Below are 18,619 nucleotides of genomic sequence, written 5' to 3'. Positions count from 1 at the left end.
ACGGTTTAGAGGCGCGCCAGCACGTCGGCGGCGAACAAGGGCAGGCTGTCATCGCGCGCGCCCATGATGACGATGCGGTCGCCGGGGCGGGCAAGCTCCACCAACCGGTCGCCAACGCTTTCACGTTCGGGCACCAGTTCGGCCTTGAAACCGTCCGCTTTCAAAGGGTCGATGACCGCTTCGGAACCGACCGAACGGTCCACCGTCCCGCCAAAATAGCAAGGGTCGGAAAAGATAAGCACATCGTCCGGTCCGAGGAGACCCTTGAACATGCTGGTCAATTCATCGCCCATCACCCGCAACGGCCCATAGCCATGCGGCTGGAAGAATAAGAGCAAGCGCCCCGGAAAGGCTTTGAGTGTTTTCATCGTCGCGGCGATCTTGTCGGGGTTATGGCCGAAATCGTCGATGACCGTGATGTCATTCATCGTGCCGACAATTTCAAAGCGGCGCTTGATGCCCGCATAACCCGCTATCGCGCGCACCGCATCGGCGACACTGATGCCGATCGCATAAGCAGCCGCAATCGCGGCGAGCGCATTGGCGGCATTATGCTTGCCTGGCACACGCAACATAACGGCATGGCTTTGCCCAAAAGCGGTGAGGGTGAAGCGCACCGATAGCGGCTCTTCGACCAAATCCGACGCGCGGAAATCGGACGTTTCGCCAAAACCGAAACGGATCGCATCGGGAAGGCCTGCGCCGTCCAACAAGGCTGCGGTTTCCGCATCATCAGCGTTATACACAGCGCGGGTCGCGACCTTGGCAAAATCGAGGAAAAGCTCGCGCAATTCCTCCATCGGGCGGTGGTCGTGGCTGATATTATTGATGACAGCCACGGTCGGGCGGAACAGGGAAATGGACCGGTCGCTTTCATCGACCTCGCTGATGAACAACTCGCCTTTGCCGACAAGAGCGCTCGCAAAGGGCGCATCGGCATCAGCGAAATTCTTCATGACCGCCCCGTTCATCACGGTAGGCGACAGGCCAAGATCATGCGCGATCCAGCCGATCATGCCGGTGACGGTCGATTTGCCGCTGGTCCCGCCAATCGCGATGCTGGTGGGCGTGGCGTTGAACAGGGTGGACAAGAGTTCGGCGCGGGTCATGCGCTCGCAACCTAACTCTTCGGCGCGCGCCACATCGGGGACCGTGCGTTCTACCGCAGCGGATGCGACAAGGATCTGGTCGGCGGAGGTGACGCCGCTCCCGTCTTGCGGGAAGAGTGCCATGCCGCGTGCTTTGAGCCAGTCAAATTTGGCATCATGTCGGCCCTGGTCCATCGAGCGGTCGGAGCCTGCGACCTGATGGCCTTGCTCGGCGAGGATGGTGGCGAGGGGGAGCATACCGCTTCCGCCAATGCCGCAAAAGAAATAGGATTTGCTTGCTGTCATTTGCACCCGCTATTGGGGATGGAGAGTAAAAGCAATCGGGGAGTGCATCAGGCCCATGAAACGCATCGCGGTGGTCGGCACCAGTAATACATTGAATCCGGAACGCGCGCGACAGGTGATAGAGGTCGCAGGCGGCATCTATCCCGAAGGCGCGCTGGAGATTGTGTTCCACCCGCAATGCTTCACCAGCGCGGGCCATTTTGCAGGCACCGACGAAGCGCGCAGCAGCGCCTTTCTGGAGATGGCCAACGACCCTGCCTTCGACGCCATCTGGTTTGCGCGCGGCGGCTATGGTGCTGGAAGATTGCTGCAATCCGTCATCCCCAACCTCAATCAGGCGGCGCGGCACAAGACCTATATGGGCTATAGCGATGCGACCGCTTCTCTGGCCGCGCTCTACAGCCACGGCATAGGCCGTCCGGTGTGGGGACCGATGCCGGTCGATGTGGGCCGCAAGGAGGTCGGGCCGTTCATCATCGAACAGGCGCTGCGCTTCCTTGTGGACAATGACCACACCTATATCGACCCCGCCGTGCGTGAGACGAACGCCCCTATTATTGCGGCGAACCTCACCGTCTGGTGCGGCATCATGGGCACCAAATGGGAGCCGCAGGTCGAAGGCCATGTCCTCTATCTGGAAGATGTCGGCGAACAAATGTATCGCATCGACCGCATGATGTTCCAGCTCACCGCGCGGCAAAAAATGCTCAAACTGAAAGGCATCCGCGTCGGCAATTTTACCGATATCGAACCCAATACCCCCGATTTCGGCATGACCATCCATGAAGTGATGGAGTATTGGTCGAAACGCAGCGGCATCCCGATTTTAGGCTCCAGCATGATCGGCCATGTCGCCACCAACCGCATTGTGCCGTGGGGGCGGTATCGGGGGTAGGGAGGCCTTCCCGCGCTCGACACGAGCGGAAATTTCTATAACGGATTTATCCGAGATAAATTATGCGGCGCTTGTCGTTATCAACGCGCCGTCACCCAACCCATTTGAAAGGTCAATTCATGCGCGCATTCATCTTCCCCGGTCAGGGCAGCCAGTCGGTCGGCATGGGCAAGGCGCTCGCCGAAGCCTCTCCGGTTGCTCGCGAAGTGTTTCAGGAAGTCGATGATGCGCTGGGCCAGCATTTGTTCAAGCTGATGACCGAAGGCCCTGCCGATGATCTGACGCTCACCGAAAATGCGCAACCCGCGATCATGGCCAATGCGATTGCCACGCTGCGCGTGCTGGAACAAGAAGGCGGCGTGCGCCTGTCCGAAAAGGCGGTATTTGTCGCGGGGCATAGTCTGGGCGAATATTCGGCCCTTTGTGCGGCAGGGGCGATGGATTTGGCGACCACCGCCAAATTGCTCAAATTGCGCGGGCAAGCGATGCAAGCGGCGGTGCCGGTCGGCGAAGGCGCGATGGCGGCGTTGCTGGGCGCCGATATTGAGGCCGCGCAAAAGCTTGCCGATGCGGCGGCGGAAGGCGAGATTTGCACGGTCGCTAATGATAATGATCCGGGGCAGGTGGTGATTTCCGGCCATAAGGGCGCAATCGAACGCGCGGTGGCGATGGTCAAGGATTTCGGCATCAAGCGCGGCGTGCTGCTCCCCGTGTCTGCGCCCTTCCACTGTCCGCTCATGCAGCCCGCTGCCGACGCGATGAAACATGCGCTTGCCGATGCTGCCGTCGGCGCGCCAGTCGTCCCCGTCTATGCCAATGTGCTGGCCGCCCCGATCAGCAATCCGATGGACATTCGCGCACGCCTTGTCGAACAAGTCACCGGCCGCGTCCGCTGGCGCGAATCGGTCCTTGCGATGTTCGACGCAGGCGTCTCCGATTTTGTGGAATTTGGCGGCAAAGTCCTGGCCCCGATGGTCAAACGTTCTGCGCCGGACGCCAATGCAACCAGTGTGGTTTCGATGGATGATATCGAAGCGGTGCTTAAGGGGTTTTAATTAGTTCACGCATTAGTTCACGCAGAGGACGCAGAGCCTATTTGCGGCTTGGCCGGTTTCCGGTAGTTAAAGCAAAATAATATACAGGAGTTATCATGTTTGACCTCACAGGTATGACCGCGTTGGTGACCGGCGCTTCGGGCGGGATCGGGTCGGCGATTGCCAAGGCTTTGGCAGAACAGGGGGCGACGCTCGCTTTGTCGGGCTCCAATGCCGATAAGCTTACGGCCTTTGCCAAGGAATTGGGCGGCGAACACAAGACGCTGGTTTGCGATCTTGGCGATGGCGCGGCGGTCGACCAGCTTGTGCCGCAAGCGGTGGACGCACTAGGCGGCAAGCTTGACATTCTCGTCAATAATGCCGGTGTCACGCGCGATAATCTGGCGATGCGGATGAAGGATGATGAATGGGATCAGGTGATCCGCGTCAATCTCGAAGCCGCGTTCCGCCTGTGCCGCGCGGCGGCCAAGCCGATGATGAAAGCGCGCTTTGGCCGTATCGTCTCGATTAGCTCGGTGGTCGGCGCAACCGGCAATCCGGGGCAGGCCAATTATGCCGCCTCCAAAGCGGGCCTTGTCGGTATGTCCAAAGCCTTGGCGCAGGAATTGGCGAGCCGCGGCATCACGGTGAACTGCGTCGCCCCCGGCTTCATCCGCTCGGCCATGACCGATGGGCTACCCGACGCGCAAAAACAGGCGTTGCTCGGCAAAATTCCGGCTGGTGACTTGGGTGACGGGGAGGATATTGGTGCGGCAGTTGTCTATCTCGCTTCCAAAGAAGCAGGCTATGTCACGGGGCAAACGCTCCACGTCAATGGCGGGATGGCAATGCTCTGACCCGTTAGGCCAGTGCAGGGGCGAGCGGGAGGCTCGCTTCTGCCGGACGCAGCTCACGCAAAGCAAAATGCGTAACGGTGATACTGAACAACGCAATTATGATGCCTGCAATAATATCGACCAGATAATGCCCTCCATCCACAGGCGTCGCTGCGATCGTAAGGAGGGACAGTATAACGCCGGGGATGCGTAGGCCCGGAGTCCGGTAAAAGCTCCAAGCCGTCACGCTGGCCAATCCTGCATGGTAGCTGGGGAAGGTGATGATGCCCTGCATGTCGGGCAGAGCGAGACTGGTCAAGCTTCCATCCCGCAATGCCGTAAAATGCGCGAGGTGGAGATAGCCGGCATAGGGATCGACATGAGCGAAATCTTTTGCTGTCAGACCCAGATGCACAAAATTGCTGACCGCCGGGACGAGCGAAGACAGAATGATGCAAATCGTTCCGCACAACATGGCTGCAAACAAGGTTTGACGCATGAGAGGCAAGCGGTTGGCAAAGCCTTGAACAATAATAAGAAGCGCAATTTGCGGAACCAATGAGGCATAGGCAAGCTTGTAGACCGGAACGAGCCAAGGCTGGCTGTCCACCCAACGAACATAGGCTATCCAGTCAAAGCCGAGAGCCGCATCCCAGCGCGCTAGCATATCATCCTGTAAGGGCCCGCCTTCTTGCGCGACAAGGTAAGAGAAAAGGCATCCGATTGCGCTAAACAACAAGAATTGCAAAATCGCAAAACACATGGCGGCAAAAACCGGCCTTCGCCGGATATGGGTATAAAATAGCCCTATACCGACCAGCAGCGCTGTACCGGCGGCGAGTGTAACAAGGCTATCCCACTCTATGGGCAAAGGCGCGTGCCATTGGAGCAACAGGACTGCTATCAGGTTAAAACCCAAAAGCCACCAGTTCGCCCATCCCGCATCATGCTTGGCGTTTAAAGAAGAAAATTTGCGCAGATCCGGACGGCTCGGTCGATATTCCGGGGGAGCGGTATCTGTGATTATTGTGGTCCTTGTCATGATTACAGCATTAAACAGGCAAATTTAATTTGCCGTTAAATAGATATAATGGGCATCGACCATTGTGTGTGCGGACTTGCGGAATTTGTCGCCAAACGTCATATAGACTGCGCACTATACGAAAAAATCGCCGTGCGAGAGGCTCTGATAACAGGCCTCTTGCGCACCGGCTTCTCGCTCTATAGTGAGCAGCCTGAACTTTCGTTCATAGAATAAAGGGAATCACACCATGAGCGACACCGCTGATCGCGTTAAGAAAATTGTTGTCGAACACCTCGGCGTTGAAGCCGACAAGGTGACCGAAGAGGCCAGCTTCATTGATGATCTGGGCGCTGACAGCCTTGATATCGTCGAACTCGTCATGGCGTTTGAAGAAGAATTCGGTGTCGAAATCCCCGACGATGCAGCGGAAAAAATTTCGACCGTGAAGGACGCGATTGCGTTCATCGATTCGAACAAGGGCTAAGGTCCGCCTGCTTGGGGGTTTTCCTTTGAGCATATAGTTTACGGCTTCCCGGCTTGGGCTTCGCGCCCTATGGCTTGGGGAGCCGTTTTCGCTTATGGCGAACAGGAATAACGGAAAATTTTTGAGGAAGGGCAGCAATGCGCCGTGTCGTTGTAACAGGTCTGGGTTTGGTAACGCCGCTGGGTGGAGATGTCGAAACGACGTGGAAAAACATCCTCGCGTCGAAATCGGGAGCCGGACGGATTACCCGTTTTGACCCGAGCGACCAGAAATGCACCATTGCTTGCGAAGTAAAGCCTGCCGACCATGAATATGGGTTCGACGCCAATAAGCGCGTGGACCATAAGGTGCAGCGTCAGGTGGACCCCTTTATCGTTTACGGCATTGATGCGGCGGGTCAGGCCTTGGAAGATGCGGGCCTCACCGACATGAGCGAAGAAGAACGCCTGCGCGCAGGCTGCTCGATCGGGTCGGGCATTGGCGGGCTTCCCGGCATTGAATCGGAATCGCTGGTGTTGGCCGAAAAAGGGCCTGGCCGCGTAAGCCCGCACTTTGTGCATGGCCGTCTTATCAACCTCGTTTCGGGACAAGTGTCGATCAAATATGGCCTGATGGGGCCGAACCATGCGGTCGTGACCGCTTGCTCGACCGGTGCGCACGCGATTGGCGATGCGGCCCGCATGATCAAGGATGGCGATGCCGATGTCATGCTGGCGGGCGGCGCGGAAAGCGCCATCTGTCCGCTCGGCATTGCAGGCTTTGCGCAGGCCCGCGCTCTGTCCACCGCTTTCAACGACCAGCCCGAAAAAGCATCGCGTCCCTATGACAAGGACCGTGACGGCTTTGTCATGGGCGAAGGCGCGGGCATTGTCGTGCTCGAAGAATATGAACATGCCAAAGCGCGCGGCGCGAAAATCTATGCCGAAGTGGTGGGCTATGGCCTGTCGGGCGACGCTTATCACGTCACCGCGCCGCATCCCGAAGGGTCGGGCGCGTTCCGCTCGATGGACATGGCGCTCAAAAAAGCGGGCATGGCCCCGGCGGATATTGACTATATCAACGCGCATGGCACCTCGACCCCGATGGGCGACGAGCTGGAGCTTGGCGCGGTGCGCCGCCTGTTCGGCGATGCCATCGGCAATGTGTCGATGAGCTCGACCAAATCCGCCATCGGCCACCTCCTTGGCGGTGCGGGCGCGGTCGAAGCGATTTTCTGTATCCTTGCGATGCGCGACCAGATTGTGCCGCCGACGCTCAATCTCGATAATCCGTCGGATAGCTGTGAAGGCGTGGACCTTGTGCCGCACAAGGCAAAACAGCGCGAAGTGCGCGCGGTGCTCAATAACAGCTTCGGCTTTGGCGGCACCAACGCCAGTCTCGTCCTCAAAAAGGTGGATTAATGCGCAAACTGGTCTTGGCCGTCGGGGTGGCATTGTCTCTCGCGGCCTGCTCGGCGGGTTCGGCGGGCAAGGACACCACCGTTATCATCCCGCAAGGCGCGTCGCTTACCAAAGCGGCAGAATTGCTGGAAGAAGCGGGCGCGATTGACGATGCCGGTGCCTTTGTGCGCAATGCCAAGATTTTCGGCGGCGGCGCGATCCATCCCGGCGAATATGAGATTAAAAAAGGCACCAGCGCCCGCACCATCATGACGATGCTGGAAGAGGGCAAGACCAAGCAACGCTTTGTCATGGTGCCGCAAGGGATGCCGTCGATCCTCGTCTATGAAAAGTTGATGGCCGAGCCAAAGCTTACCGGCACGATTGCGGTGCCTGCGGAAGGTTCGATTTTACCCGATACCTATAGTTTTCAGGCTGGTGAGAGCCGCGCATCGGTGGTGAAGCGGATGCAATCGGCGATGGACAAGGCTTTTGCCGAGCTGTGGGCGAAAAAATCCCCGTCATCGGTGGTGAAAAACCGTAATGAGGCAATGACGCTCGCCTCGATTGTCGAAAAGGAAACCGGCAAGGCGGAGGAGCGCAAGACGGTCGCGGGGGTCTATTCCAACCGCCTGACCCAAGGCATCAAGCTTCAGGCGGACCCGACGATCATCTATCCGATTACCAAAGGCAAGCCGCTGGGGCGGCGCATATTGCGGTCGGAAATCGACGCGGTGAACGACTATAATACCTATGCGATGACCGGCCTGCCTAAAGGCCCGATTGCTAACCCCGGCAAGGCGTCGATCGAAGCGGTGCTGAACCCGGCCAAGACCGACTATATCTATTTCGTCGCGCGCGGTGATGGCGGCCATATATTCGCCAAAACGCTCGACGAGCATAATGCCAATGTCGAAAAATGGTATGAAATCCGCCGCCAACGCGGGGAGATGTAATCTGCGGGCGGCCTCGGGGGTACGTCTCTGGGACTGTCTGCGCATAGTAGTATTTTCGCCAGCCTTTTCCTACATAAAGCGATGTGACCGCACCGCTTCCTCCCGTCATCGCTAATTGGTTTGCTGCCAAAGGCTGGCGGCTGCGGCGGCATCAGGCCGAAATGCTGGACGCCGCGCGGGCTGGTGACCATGCGCTACTGGTGGCCGCAACAGGCGCGGGCAAAACGCTGGCAGGATTTCTGCCGGTGCTGGAAGAATTGGCAGTTCCTCCCAAATCCTCCCCTGAAAGGGGAGGGGGGCCGCTCGTCGATAGCCGGGTGGTGGCGGGGTATCGCCCTGACGAGAGCGCACCACCCCTCCGTCACGCCCTAGCGGGCGCGCCACCTCCCCTTGCAGGGGAGGAGACAGGGTTGCACACCCTCTATATCTCCCCCTTAAAAGCCCTTGCGGTCGACGTGCGGCGTAACCTGCTTGGCCCGATTGACGAGATGGGTCTCGACATCCGCGTCGAAACCCGCACGGGCGATACGCCGTCCGACCGTAAGGCGCGGCAACGGGTACGCCCGCCGCAAATCTTGCTGACGACACCGGAATCGCTGTCGCTCCTCCTCGCGCATGAAGATAGCGTCCATCTGTTTGCCAATCTCAAGACCGTCATCGTCGATGAAATCCACGCCTTTGCTACCCAAAAGCGCGGCGATCTCCTAAGTCTCTGCCTTGCGCGTCTACAGGCGATTGCGCCCGCCATGCGCCGCGTCGGCCTCACCGCAACCATCGCCGACCCGGACGCCTATCGCGCCTGGCTCGCGCCGTGGGGGGATATGGACAGCGTGCGGCTGGTCGCGGGCGAACCCGGCGCGGAGCCGGACATTGAAATTCTTGTCCCCGAAGGCCGTGTGCCTTGGTCGGGCCATAGCGGGCGCTATGCGGCGGGCCATGTCATGGAAATTATCGCCGCGCACCAGACGACGCTGATCTTCTGCAACACGCGCAGCTTAGCCGAGCTTATCTTTCAGGATTTGTGGAAAGCGAACGCGGATCAACTCCCCATCGGCATCCATCACGGATCGCTGTCGGTCGAAGCGCGTCGCAGGGTTGAAGAAGCGATGGCGACGGGGAAACTCCGCGCACTGGTCGCGACCGCGAGCCTCGACCTCGGCGTTGATTGGGGCAATGTCGATTGCGTGGTGCAGATGGGCGCGCCCAAAGGGGCCTCGCGCCTCGTTCAACGCATCGGCCGCGCCAATCACCGGCTCGATGAACCGTCCAAGGCGATTGTCGTCCCCGGCAACCGTTTCGAATATCTCGAAGCCCGCGCCGCGCTCGATGCGATTGCCGATGGCGAACTCGATCAGGAAGTTTTCCGGCCCGGCGCGATGGATGTGCTCGCGCAACATATCATGGCCTGCGCCTGTGCAGCGCCGTTCGATGAAGCAGCCTTGCTCGCCGAAATCCAGTTGGCGACGCCCTATTCGGCGCTCGATGCCGCGCAATTTGAACGCGTGCTGCATTTCGTCGCCAATGGCGGTTACGCGCTCAAAGCCTATGACAAATATAGCCGGATTGTGCGGCAGGCGGACGGCATATGGCGGGTCGCGCACCCGCAATTCATCCGCCAGCATCGCATGAATGCGGGCATTATCGTTGACGCGCCAATGATCTCGCTGCGCTTCAAAAATGGTCGGCATTTGGGGCAGGTAGAGGAATATTTCGCCTCTACCTTGATGCCCGGTGATGCGTTCTACTTTGCAGGCATGGCGGTCGAAGTCGAGCGGATGAAGGAGCACGACCTGATCGTGCGCGCGTCCACCCGTCCGGCGCGGATTATCAGCTATACGGGGCTAAGGCTTGCGCTCACCACCAATTTGGCAGGGCGGGTGCGCACGTTGATGCATGAACGCGACCAGTGGCACCGCTTTCCTGACGATGTGCGCGAATGGCTGGAAATTCAGGCGCAGCGTTCGGCCATCCCCGCGCCCGGTGATTTGCTGGTGGAAACCTTCCCGCATGAAGGCAAGCATTATATGGCGGTCTATAGCTTTGAAGGCTGGAACGCGCATCAGGCGATGGGGATGCTGGTCACGCGGCGGATGGAGGATGCGGGGCTGAAACCCTTGGGTTTTGTCGCCAATGATTATGCGTTTTTGACCTATGGGCTGGAGCCGGTCACCGACCCCGCCGCCTTGCTCTCGCCCGACATATTGGACCATGAATTTGTCGAATGGGTTGAAGGATCGCATATGCTGAAACGCGCATTCCGCGAGGTCGCGATTATCGGCGGCCTGGTCGAGCGCCAGCATCCGGGGCAAAAGAAAAGCGGGCGGCAAGTGACCTTTTCGACCGATCTTATCTATGATGTGCTACGCAAATATGAGCCGGACCATCTGCTGTTGGAAGCGGCATGGGCGGACGCGCGCACCCGGATGGCCGATGTGGCAAGGCTCGGTGATCTCCTCGACCGCGCGGAAGATACGATGGTGCATAAGGTGCTGGAGCGCGTGTCCCCGCTCGCGGTGCCGCTGATGGTAATCGTCGGCCACGAAAATGTCGCGCGGGCAGCAACCGAGGATGAATTACTCGCGATGGCGGAGGCATTGGCGGACGAGGCGATGGGGTGAAGTGAGTAAACGCTTCTCCCGCAAGCGGGAGGGGATGGCAAGCGCAAACGCCCCTCCTCCTTTAGGGGAGGGGCAACAGAGACTTAGGAATTTGAAGCGCAGCGAAAATTCTTAGTCGTAGTGGGGTGGGGTTTTGCGGTTAGCGTTGCGTTATACTGACAGACCCCACCCCAACCCCTCCCCTGAAGGGGAGGGGCTTTTTTACTACACCCCCATCAACACCTTGTGACTCCCCCGCACCACCCTATCCAGCCATTGCTTGAACAGCCGGATGCGTTTCAAATTCTGCGTATCCTTATGGCTCACCAGCCAGAAGCTGCGGGTGATATGGACATCATCGAGCAATGGCACCAACCCGTTTTCGCCATCACCAATGAAGCAAGGGAGGACCCCGATACCTGCGCCGCTCGCGACCAACTGATATTGCGCGTGAATACTCGACGAGCGGATATGCGCGTTGAGGCCCGGTTCTATCTCGTCGAGATAATGGAGTTCGGGGGTGTAGATGAGGTCGGGGATATAGCCGATCAGGCAATGGCCTTGCGTCAAATCGGCGCGCGATTGGGGCGTGCCATTGGCGGCGAGATAGTCGGCGCTGGCGTAAAGGCGCAGGCGATAATCGGACAATTTGCGCGCGACCACCGGCCCCGCACTCGGACGCGAAAGCATGACGGCTAAGTCGGCTTCGCGGCGGGAGGGGCTCAAAAAGCCGTTGCTTGCGACCAGATCAATCGACAGGTTCGGATGCTCGCGCGCAAAATCGGGGAGGTGGCGCGCGAGGAACCAGCTTCCGAAGCCTTCGGACACGCTCACCCGCAATGTTCCCGCCAATCCGCCATGTTCATCGCGCGTGGCGGCAATTGTGTCGGCTGCTTGTGCCATAGTTTCGACATGGGCAAGCAGCGCCTCGCCCGCTTCCGTCAAACTCTGGCCCTCGCGGGTTTGCTCGAACAAGGTCGTGCCAAGCCGCGCTTCCAGACGGCGCAGCCGCCGCCCCATCGTGGTCGCATCAACCCCCTCCAGCCGTGCCGCGCGCGCCAGTTGCCCGGTTCGGGCCACGGCCAAGAAGGCCTGATATTCGCTCCAGTCAATCGCCTGCATAATTGCAGCTTATAGTCGCAACATTGTCCCTTGCCTGCAACAATTTTGAGCGGCACACTATGCGCAAATTCTTTATCCCCCGGAGACTCGACCATGCGCCAGATTGACCATTTTATTGCCGGAGGCGCATCCTTCGCTCCCGCCCGCGAAAGCGATGTGTTTGACCCCAATAAGGGCGTCGTGCAGGCCAAGGTCGCTTTGGGCGACAAGGCGGTCCTTGATGCCGCTGTGGAAGCGGCCAAAAAAGCGCAGCCCGCTTGGGCGAACACCAACCCGCAGCGCCGCGCGCGTGTGATGTTCGAATTCAAACGGCTGGTCGAACAGAATATTGACGAACTCGCACATATGCTGTCGTCCGAACATGGTAAGGTGCTGGCCGATGCCAAGGGGGATGTGCAGCGCGGCCTTGATGTGATCGAATTTTGCTGCGGCATCCCGCACGCGCAAAAGGGCGAATATACGCTGGGTGCAGGCCCCGGCATTGATGTCTATTCGAGCCGCGTGCCGCTGGGCATTGGGGCAGGGATTACGCCGTTCAACTTCCCCGCAATGATCCCGATGTGGATGTTCGGCGTAGCGGTCGCGGTCGGCAATGCGTTCATCCTGAAACCGTCTGAGCGTGATCCCTCGGTGCCGGTGCGTCTCGCTGAACTGTTCCTTGAAGCAGGCGCTCCCGAAGGCATTTTGCAGGTCGTTCATGGTGACAAGGAAATGGTCGATGCCATCCTCGACCATCCCGATATTGCGGGCGTGAGCTTTGTCGGATCGTCCGACATTGCGCATTATGTCTATAATCGCGGGGTCGCTGCGGGCAAGCGTGTGCAGGCGATGGGCGGTGCGAAGAACCACGGGATTGTCATGCCCGACGCCGACCTTGACCAGGTGGTCAATGACTTGACCGGCGCGGCGTTCGGATCGGCAGGGGAGCGGTGCATGGCGCTTCCGGTCGTGGTGCCGGTGGGCGATGAAACTGCCGATCGTTTACGCGAAAAACTCATCCCCGCAATGGATGCGCTTAAAGTCGGCATTTCGACCGACCCCGACGCCCATTATGGCCCCGTCGTCACCGCCGCCCACAAAGCCAAAGTCGAAGGCTGGATCCAGAAATGCGCCGATGAAGGCGCGGAACTGGTCGTCGATGGCCGCGGCTTCAAGCTGCAAGGCTATGAAGATGGGTATTTCATGGGGCCAAGCCTGTTCGACCATGTCACCCCCGACATGGAAAGCTATAAGGAAGAAATTTTCGGCCCCGTCCTCCAAATGGTGCGCGCCAAGGATTTTGAAGAAGCAGTCGCGCTTCCGTCCAAACATCAATATGGCAATGGCGTTGCGATCTTCACGCGCAATGGCCATGCGGCGCGCGAATTTGCCGCCCGTGTCAATGTCGGCATGGTCGGCATCAATGTGCCGATTCCCGTGCCGGTAGCCTATCATACCTTCGGTGGCTGGAAGCGCTCGGCGTTCGGCGACACCAACCAGCACGGCATGGAAGGCGTCAAATTCTGGACCAAGGTCAAGACCGTGACCGCGCGCTGGCCGGACGGTTCGCCCGATGGCGGCAATGCCTTTGTCATCCCGACGATGGGGTGAGGCTAATCTTATCTGAACCCTGAAATGGCCGCGCGCATAGGGCTCGCGGCCATTTTTTTAAGCACAAGTCCGACGCGCGCATGCTTGCGCCGCCGCCACGCTTTCCCATATAAGGGGAAGACCGGATTTTTTCAGGAGTATGTGCGGTGGATAAGCGTCTGGTGGCGGCAGCATTTTTGGCGGTAACGGCAGCGCCGGTGATGGTGTCTCCGGTGATGGCGATGCAGGCGGGCAATGCCGGATTTGAAGAGGTTAAAGGCGGTAAATTCCCCGCGCCCTTCATCGGCAAATGGGCGACCGAGCGCGCCGCTTGTCTCGACCAGAAAGGCAATGCCGCTTTGCTGTGGGACATTCATGCCAAGGGCGTGCGTCAGGCCGATGGCGCGGGGACATTGGTATCGCTTGCGCGGAGCAGCGCCAATGACCGCGAATATCAGGTGGTGATGCGCTATGAAGGCGGCGGCGGCGCATCCGAAGCGCGCCAATTGTGGCGCCTGTCGATCAACGAGCAACAGATTCTCATCGCTAACGCATCGGGCGCATCGGGCGGCAACCGCTCGCTCTATCGCTGCCGCTGAGCGGGGCAGAGCGTTCGCACCGCTCTATGAGCCAGAGTCTATGAGCCGCTCGCCGCGCCAATCCCGCGACAACCTCACCGGCTTTTGGGTCGGACGCTATAGCTATGATGGCGGCATAGGCGATCCGGTGCAATTTCTGGTCCTGCTCGACGAACAAGGCGGGACGCATTCCGGCACGATCAGCGAGCCGAACAGCATCGGTCTGACCAGCCGCGAACTCCATGCCTTCCTGTCCGGCCACCGCAATGGCGCGGATATTGCCTTTGCCAAAACCTATGACGGGGCATCGGACGCGGCCCACCGCGTCGACTATCACGGGCGGCTCAACAGCGAAGCTACGGAAATTGTCGGTCGCTGGACGATTGCGCCCGAAGGCGGCGATTTTACGATGCGCCGCGAACTGCTCGACGAACAGGAAGTGGCCGAAGAGGTGGCGCTTGAAATCACACCACCAGCATAGGGATATTGCTATTTGCTCTCCGGAATCCGCGTATTCTGGTCATGGAACAACACCCATTTCTTGCCTTCCTTACGAAAGCTGAGGTTAAGCCAGCTATAACGCGTTTCCGGAACCGGCTTGCTCGTGTCGGTATAGCCCGACCGATAGAGTGCAACGGCGATGTCCTTGCCGACCGTCACGCGCTTGCGCTCGAAACTCATGCTCCAATTTTTGTCGGCAAACCATTCGCGGTGAAAGCTTAGAAATTCCGCGCGGGTGCCGGTATGTTTACCGTTGGGAAAGATGAGGTCCAGCTCCGGCTGGCTGGTAATGGTCGCCTCCATCCCCGCCATGTCGCGCTGTTGGATGGCAGCTATATGCTGCGCCAATGCCGCTTCAAAGGCCGCGCTCTCGCTCGCCGATGCGCTGTTTGCGGCCAGTAAAGCCAGTGCCACGCTGGTCGAACTGAAAAAAACCATAAATGCTCCTCTCGCTTATCGGCATATAGCTAAGCCTATGATTTTTCATGGTCAACCAGGGGTGCGGCGAGCGGTGTCGCGGGCGGGTATGGCCTTCATTCACCCCGAAATTGGCGCATCCGGCTGGCAAAATGTGCAAGCTGGCTTGCAAATGCCGCTTATTGTCCGGATAAACCGCGCAAGCCGGAACCGGGTCGTCGGTCTCTGCGTAGCTATACTATAGGAGAAAGCCTATGATGAAATATGCGATGACCGCAGCCGCCTTGGCCGCTTTGGCCGCCTGTTCGCCCGCAGCGCAGCCCGAGGCTGAAAAAGCAAAACCCGGAGAAGTGAGCGAAGTCACGCCCGGCACCGATGTATCAAGCGATGACATCATCGTCCCCGACGAATCCATGCCCGCCGACGAAGCGGATGGCGATGCCGCCGACGCTGCACCGGATGCTGCAACCGGCGCCAAACAGCCCGAGGGGCGGGCCGGTGGTGCGCCTGATGGTGCAGTCGAAACCCCGCACGCGACGACGAACTGAACGCACCTGTCCGATGCGCGCCATGCCGCAGCGGAATTTAAGGATTTTTATCAGCATGATTGGCGTAAAATAGGCCTAATATTGTGGATATGATCGTCTGGCGGTGCTAGCAGTATCGCCATGACCACACAGTTTGAACTCACCGAAGACCAGCTTGCGATCCAGGACATGGCGCGCAAGTTTACCGCCGATGCCATCACGCCTTATGCGGCGGAATGGGACGAAAAAGCCCATTTCCCGCGCGATGTCATCAAACAGGCCGCAGAGCTTGGCTTTGCGGCCATTTATGTGCGCGAAGAATCGGGCGGTATCGGGCTTGGGCGGCTCGATGCGGCGCTGATTATGGAAGCGATGGCTTATGGTTGCCCCGCAACCTCCGCCTTCATTTCGATCCATAATATGGCAAGCTGGATGATTGACAGTTTCGGCTCGGCCGATGTCAAAGCCAAATATCTGCCTGACCTTGTCTCGATGGAAAAAATGGCAAGCTATTGCCTGACCGAGCCGGGTTCGGGATCGGACGCGGCGGCGCTTAAAACCACCGCGAAACTGGAAGGCGACCATTATGTCGTCAATGGCACGAAACAATTTATTTCGGGCGCGGGCGTCAATGATATTTATGTGACGATGGTGCGCACCGGCGATGACGGGCCGAAGGGGATTAGCTGCCTCGTCATCGACAAGGATATGCCGGGCGTGTCGTTCGGCGCGAAGGAAAAGAAACTCGGCTGGAATGCGTCGCCCACCGCTCAGGTCATGTTCGACAATGTGAAGGTGCCGGTCGAAAATCGCGTGGGGCAGGAAGGCGAAGGCTTCCGTTTTGCGATGGCGGGGCTGGACGGCGGACGGCTCAATATCGGCGCTTGCTCGCTGGGTGGTGCACAGCGCTGCCTTGATGAGGCGGTCAATTACACCAAGGATCGCAGCCAGTTCAAACAGCGCATCGCCGATTTCCAAAATACGCAGTTCATGCTGGCGGATATGGCGACCGATCTGGAAGCCGCCCGCGCACTCCTCTATCTCGCCGCTGCCAAGGTGACAGCAGGCACGCCCGACAAGACCAAATTTGCGGCAATGGCCAAGCGGCTTGCGACCGATAGTGGCTCTGCGATTGTCAACGATGCGCTGCAATTATTCGGTGGCTATGGCTATTTGCGCGACTATCCGATCGAGCGTTTCTGGCGCGACTTGCGCGTCCATTCAATCCTCGAAGGCACCAACCAGATCATGCGGATGATCGTCGCGCGCGAAATGTTGCGGCAGTAATTCCTCCCCCTCTCCCCTTGTGGGAGAGGGTTGCGCAGACTTGCAAGCTTGCTTGCTAGTCGAAGCTGGGTGAGGGGTAAGCGGTCGGCACGACCGCGCGAGCCTACGGCTCGCTTCACCCTCATCCAACTCCGCCTAACGCCTACGGCGTAAGGCTTCATATCCTTCTCCCATCAAGGGAGAAGGTTTATTCTTACCTCCGTGTTGCGATAGTGATTAAGAGGATTTGGAGTATCGAATGACCAAAACCCCTTTCGAACCGTCCGCCCCCGAAGCCAATATCGCCGATATGTGGCAAAAGGCGCTGGGCAATATGAACGCCGCGCTGGCTGATCTGGCGCACGCCAAGCCCAAGCCGGTGTCGGGCAAGGCTTATGATCCGACCGCGCTGTTGCGTACCATGACCGGCTATGCGTTCGGGCTGGCGGCGGACCCCAAAAAGCTCATGGCCGCGCAAAATGAAGCGGTGAAGCAATGGGCCGACTTTTGGGGCGGGGCGTTTATGCCTAAACAGGACACCACCCCGCCGGTCGAAATTCCGCGCAGCGACCGCCGCTTTTCCGCGCCCGAATGGGGAGATAATCCCTATTTCCGATCGGTGCGCGACGCTTATCTGATCGCGGCCAAGCAGATGCGCGAAATGGTCGCCGATGTGCCGGGGCTTGCCGGGCCGGACAAGGCGATGGGCGAATTTCTGCTCGACCAATATCTGAACGCGATTGCGCCCACCAACTTCCCGATGACCAACCCCGATGTGGTCAAACGCACCGCGGAAACCGGCGGCGCGAACCTTGTGTCGGGCTTTGCCAATTTGTTGCAGGATGTGGCGGCGGGCAAGGGCGTGGTGAAGCGCCGCACCAGCGATATATTCCGCAAAGGCGAAACCATTGCCGCAACGCCGGGCAGCGTCGTTTTCCAGAATGATCTGTTCCAGCTCATCCAATATGATCCCGCAACACCGGACGTGCATGAAACTCCGCTGGTTTATGTGCCGCCGCTCGTTAACCGCTATTATATGATTGATTTACAGCCTAAATCCAGTCTGGTGAAATGGCTGGTGGACCAAGGCCGCACGGTATTTGTCATCTCTTGGGTCAATCCCGGCGCGGCGCATCGCGACAATGGCGTGGCCGAATATGTGCGCGATGGCATTGTCGAAGCGATGGATGCCGCGCGCGCCGCGACGGGAGCGAAATCGGTTGACCTATTCAGCTTCTGCTTGGGCGGGACGTTGGTTGCGGTCGCCCTCGCATGGCTCGCGGCACAAAAGCGCGAGAAGGAAGCCAATAGCGCAACGCTCATCGGCTCGATGGTCGATTTCGGCGATATGCGCGACTGGTCAGCGTTCGTGCATGAAGCCCATCTTGATGCGCTCGACAATCATCTGGAAAAACAGGGCTTTATTGATTCGACCGAATTGCAGCAATTGTTCAGCGCAGTACGCGCCAATGACCTTATCTGGTCGTCGGTGGTCAACCATTATCTGCTCGATAAGGAAGCGCCCGCGTCCGACCTTCTCTATTGGTTCGAAGATGGTGCGCGCATCCCGCAGGCCTTTCTGACCAGCTATAATCGCGGGCTGCTCCACGGCAATAAACTCACCCAAGCGGGCGCGTTTGAAATGGATGGCGTCGCGATTGACCTTGGTAAAATCAAAACGCCGGTCATGCTGATTGCGTTGAAAGACGACCATGTTTCGGCATGGGAGGCGGTCTATTCAGGCGCAAAACTATTTGGCGGCAAGGTGAGTTTCGTGCTGGGCGGATCAGGCCATAATGCCGGGGTCATCAACCCGCCCGCGGCCAATAAGCATGGCTATTGGACCGGCGACAAGCTTGTGCCCACCGCCGACGCATGGTTCGACAAAGCGATCCGCCATGAAGGAAGCTGGTGGCCGCATTGGGACACATGGCTGAGCGCGCAAGGTGTCGATAAATTGGTGCCTGCAAGAAAACCCGGCAGCGGCAAGCTCAAAGCCATTGAACCCGCCCCTGGTAGCTATGTAAGCATGGATTGATA

General features: G+C 58.9%; 17 protein-coding genes. 13 read left to right on the top strand and 4 right to left on the bottom strand.

Features of this window, described 5'->3' with window-relative positions:
* Positions 1 to 5: 5 nt before the first annotated feature.
* Positions 6 to 1,394, bottom strand: coding sequence for a Mur ligase family protein (locus DMP17_RS06835; RefSeq protein WP_337828312.1), 1,389 nt, complete (start codon positions 1,392 to 1,394; stop codon positions 6 to 8).
* 55 nt (positions 1,395 to 1,449) lie between these two features.
* On the opposite strand from DMP17_RS06835, the gene DMP17_RS06830 reads away from it, so the two are divergent.
* The 3 genes from DMP17_RS06830 (at position 1,450) to fabG (ending at position 4,180) form a co-directional block, all read left to right on the top strand.
* Positions 1,450 to 2,289: an LD-carboxypeptidase gene (locus tag DMP17_RS06830; RefSeq protein WP_337828311.1), complete on the top strand. Its 840-nt coding sequence runs from the start codon at positions 1,450 to 1,452 to the stop codon at positions 2,287 to 2,289.
* Positions 2,290 to 2,408: 119 nt separating this feature from the next.
* Entirely contained in the window at positions 2,409 to 3,344 is a 936-nt protein-coding gene (fabD, locus tag DMP17_RS06825) for an ACP S-malonyltransferase (RefSeq protein WP_337828310.1), read from the top strand.
* Positions 3,345 to 3,439: 95 nt separating this feature from the next.
* A complete protein-coding gene (gene fabG, locus DMP17_RS06820) occupies positions 3,440 to 4,180 on the top strand; it encodes a 3-oxoacyl-[acyl-carrier-protein] reductase (protein ID WP_337828309.1) in 741 nt (246 codons plus the stop codon).
* A gap of 4 nt (positions 4,181 to 4,184) precedes the next feature.
* Here the strand turns inward: fabG and DMP17_RS06815 are convergent, their stop codons facing one another.
* On the bottom strand, positions 4,185 to 5,201 hold the full coding sequence (locus DMP17_RS06815; protein WP_337828308.1) for a phosphatase PAP2 family protein: 1,017 nt from the start codon (positions 5,199 to 5,201) through the stop codon (positions 4,185 to 4,187).
* Positions 5,202 to 5,430: 229 nt separating this feature from the next.
* On the opposite strand from DMP17_RS06815, the gene DMP17_RS06810 reads away from it, so the two are divergent.
* From DMP17_RS06810 to DMP17_RS06795, 4 genes are all read left to right on the top strand, one after another.
* The gene (locus DMP17_RS06810) at positions 5,431 to 5,667 is read left to right on the top strand and encodes an acyl carrier protein (protein ID WP_337828307.1); all 237 of its coding nucleotides are present in this window, start codon (positions 5,431 to 5,433) and stop codon (positions 5,665 to 5,667) included.
* A 137-nt stretch (positions 5,668 to 5,804) separates the two neighbouring features.
* Positions 5,805 to 7,067, top strand: coding sequence for a beta-ketoacyl-ACP synthase II (gene fabF, locus DMP17_RS06805; protein WP_337828306.1), 1,263 nt, complete (start codon positions 5,805 to 5,807; stop codon positions 7,065 to 7,067).
* Positions 7,067 to 8,002: an endolytic transglycosylase MltG gene (gene mltG / locus DMP17_RS06800; RefSeq protein WP_337828305.1), complete on the top strand. Its 936-nt coding sequence runs from the start codon at positions 7,067 to 7,069 to the stop codon at positions 8,000 to 8,002. Before fabF ends, mltG begins: the two co-directional genes overlap by 1 nt.
* An 83-nt stretch (positions 8,003 to 8,085) precedes the next feature.
* A complete protein-coding gene (locus DMP17_RS06795; protein WP_337828304.1) occupies positions 8,086 to 10,620 on the top strand; it encodes a ligase-associated DNA damage response DEXH box helicase in 2,535 nt (844 codons plus the stop codon).
* A 204-nt stretch (positions 10,621 to 10,824) separates the two neighbouring features.
* On the opposite strand, the gene DMP17_RS06790 is transcribed toward DMP17_RS06795, so the two are convergent.
* Entirely contained in the window at positions 10,825 to 11,721 is an 897-nt protein-coding gene (locus DMP17_RS06790; protein WP_337828303.1) for a LysR family transcriptional regulator, read from the bottom strand.
* Between the two features lie 93 nt (positions 11,722 to 11,814).
* Between DMP17_RS06790 and DMP17_RS06785 the strand changes: the two genes are divergently transcribed.
* The 3 genes from DMP17_RS06785 (at position 11,815) to DMP17_RS06775 (ending at position 14,349) form a co-directional block, all read left to right on the top strand.
* Complete coding sequence (locus DMP17_RS06785; protein ID WP_337828302.1) at positions 11,815 to 13,311, top strand: CoA-acylating methylmalonate-semialdehyde dehydrogenase; 1,497 nt, start codon at positions 11,815 to 11,817, stop codon at positions 13,309 to 13,311.
* Between the two features lie 146 nt (positions 13,312 to 13,457).
* Entirely contained in the window at positions 13,458 to 13,889 is a 432-nt protein-coding gene (locus tag DMP17_RS06780; RefSeq protein WP_337828301.1) for a hypothetical protein, read from the top strand.
* A 40-nt stretch (positions 13,890 to 13,929) separates the two neighbouring features.
* Positions 13,930 to 14,349, top strand: coding sequence for a hypothetical protein (locus DMP17_RS06775; RefSeq protein ID WP_337828300.1), 420 nt, complete (start codon positions 13,930 to 13,932; stop codon positions 14,347 to 14,349).
* Positions 14,350 to 14,357: 8 nt separating this feature from the next.
* Here DMP17_RS06775 and DMP17_RS06770 read toward each other — a convergent pair whose 3' ends face one another.
* The gene (locus tag DMP17_RS06770; RefSeq protein WP_337828299.1) at positions 14,358 to 14,807 is read right to left on the bottom strand and encodes a YybH family protein; all 450 of its coding nucleotides are present in this window, start codon (positions 14,805 to 14,807) and stop codon (positions 14,358 to 14,360) included.
* 233 nt (positions 14,808 to 15,040) lie between these two features.
* Here DMP17_RS06770 and DMP17_RS06765 point away from each other — a divergent pair, with 233 nt between their 5' ends.
* From DMP17_RS06765 to DMP17_RS06755, 3 genes are all read left to right on the top strand, one after another.
* Positions 15,041 to 15,334 carry a hypothetical protein gene (locus DMP17_RS06765; RefSeq protein WP_337828298.1) on the top strand — a complete coding sequence of 98 codons (294 nt, stop codon included), beginning with the start codon at positions 15,041 to 15,043 and terminating at the stop codon, positions 15,332 to 15,334.
* Positions 15,335 to 15,454: 120 nt separating this feature from the next.
* On the top strand, positions 15,455 to 16,600 hold the full coding sequence (locus DMP17_RS06760) for an acyl-CoA dehydrogenase family protein (RefSeq protein ID WP_337828297.1): 1,146 nt from the start codon (positions 15,455 to 15,457) through the stop codon (positions 16,598 to 16,600).
* Between the two features lie 238 nt (positions 16,601 to 16,838).
* A complete protein-coding gene (locus DMP17_RS06755; RefSeq protein ID WP_337828296.1) occupies positions 16,839 to 18,617 on the top strand; it encodes a PHA/PHB synthase family protein in 1,779 nt (592 codons plus the stop codon).
* The last annotated feature ends 2 nt before the right edge of the window (positions 18,618 to 18,619 follow it).

The sequence above is a fragment of the Pseudonocardia sp. TMWB2A genome, from assembly GCF_017312135.1.
This window is presented reverse-complemented; position numbering and strand designations above follow the sequence as displayed.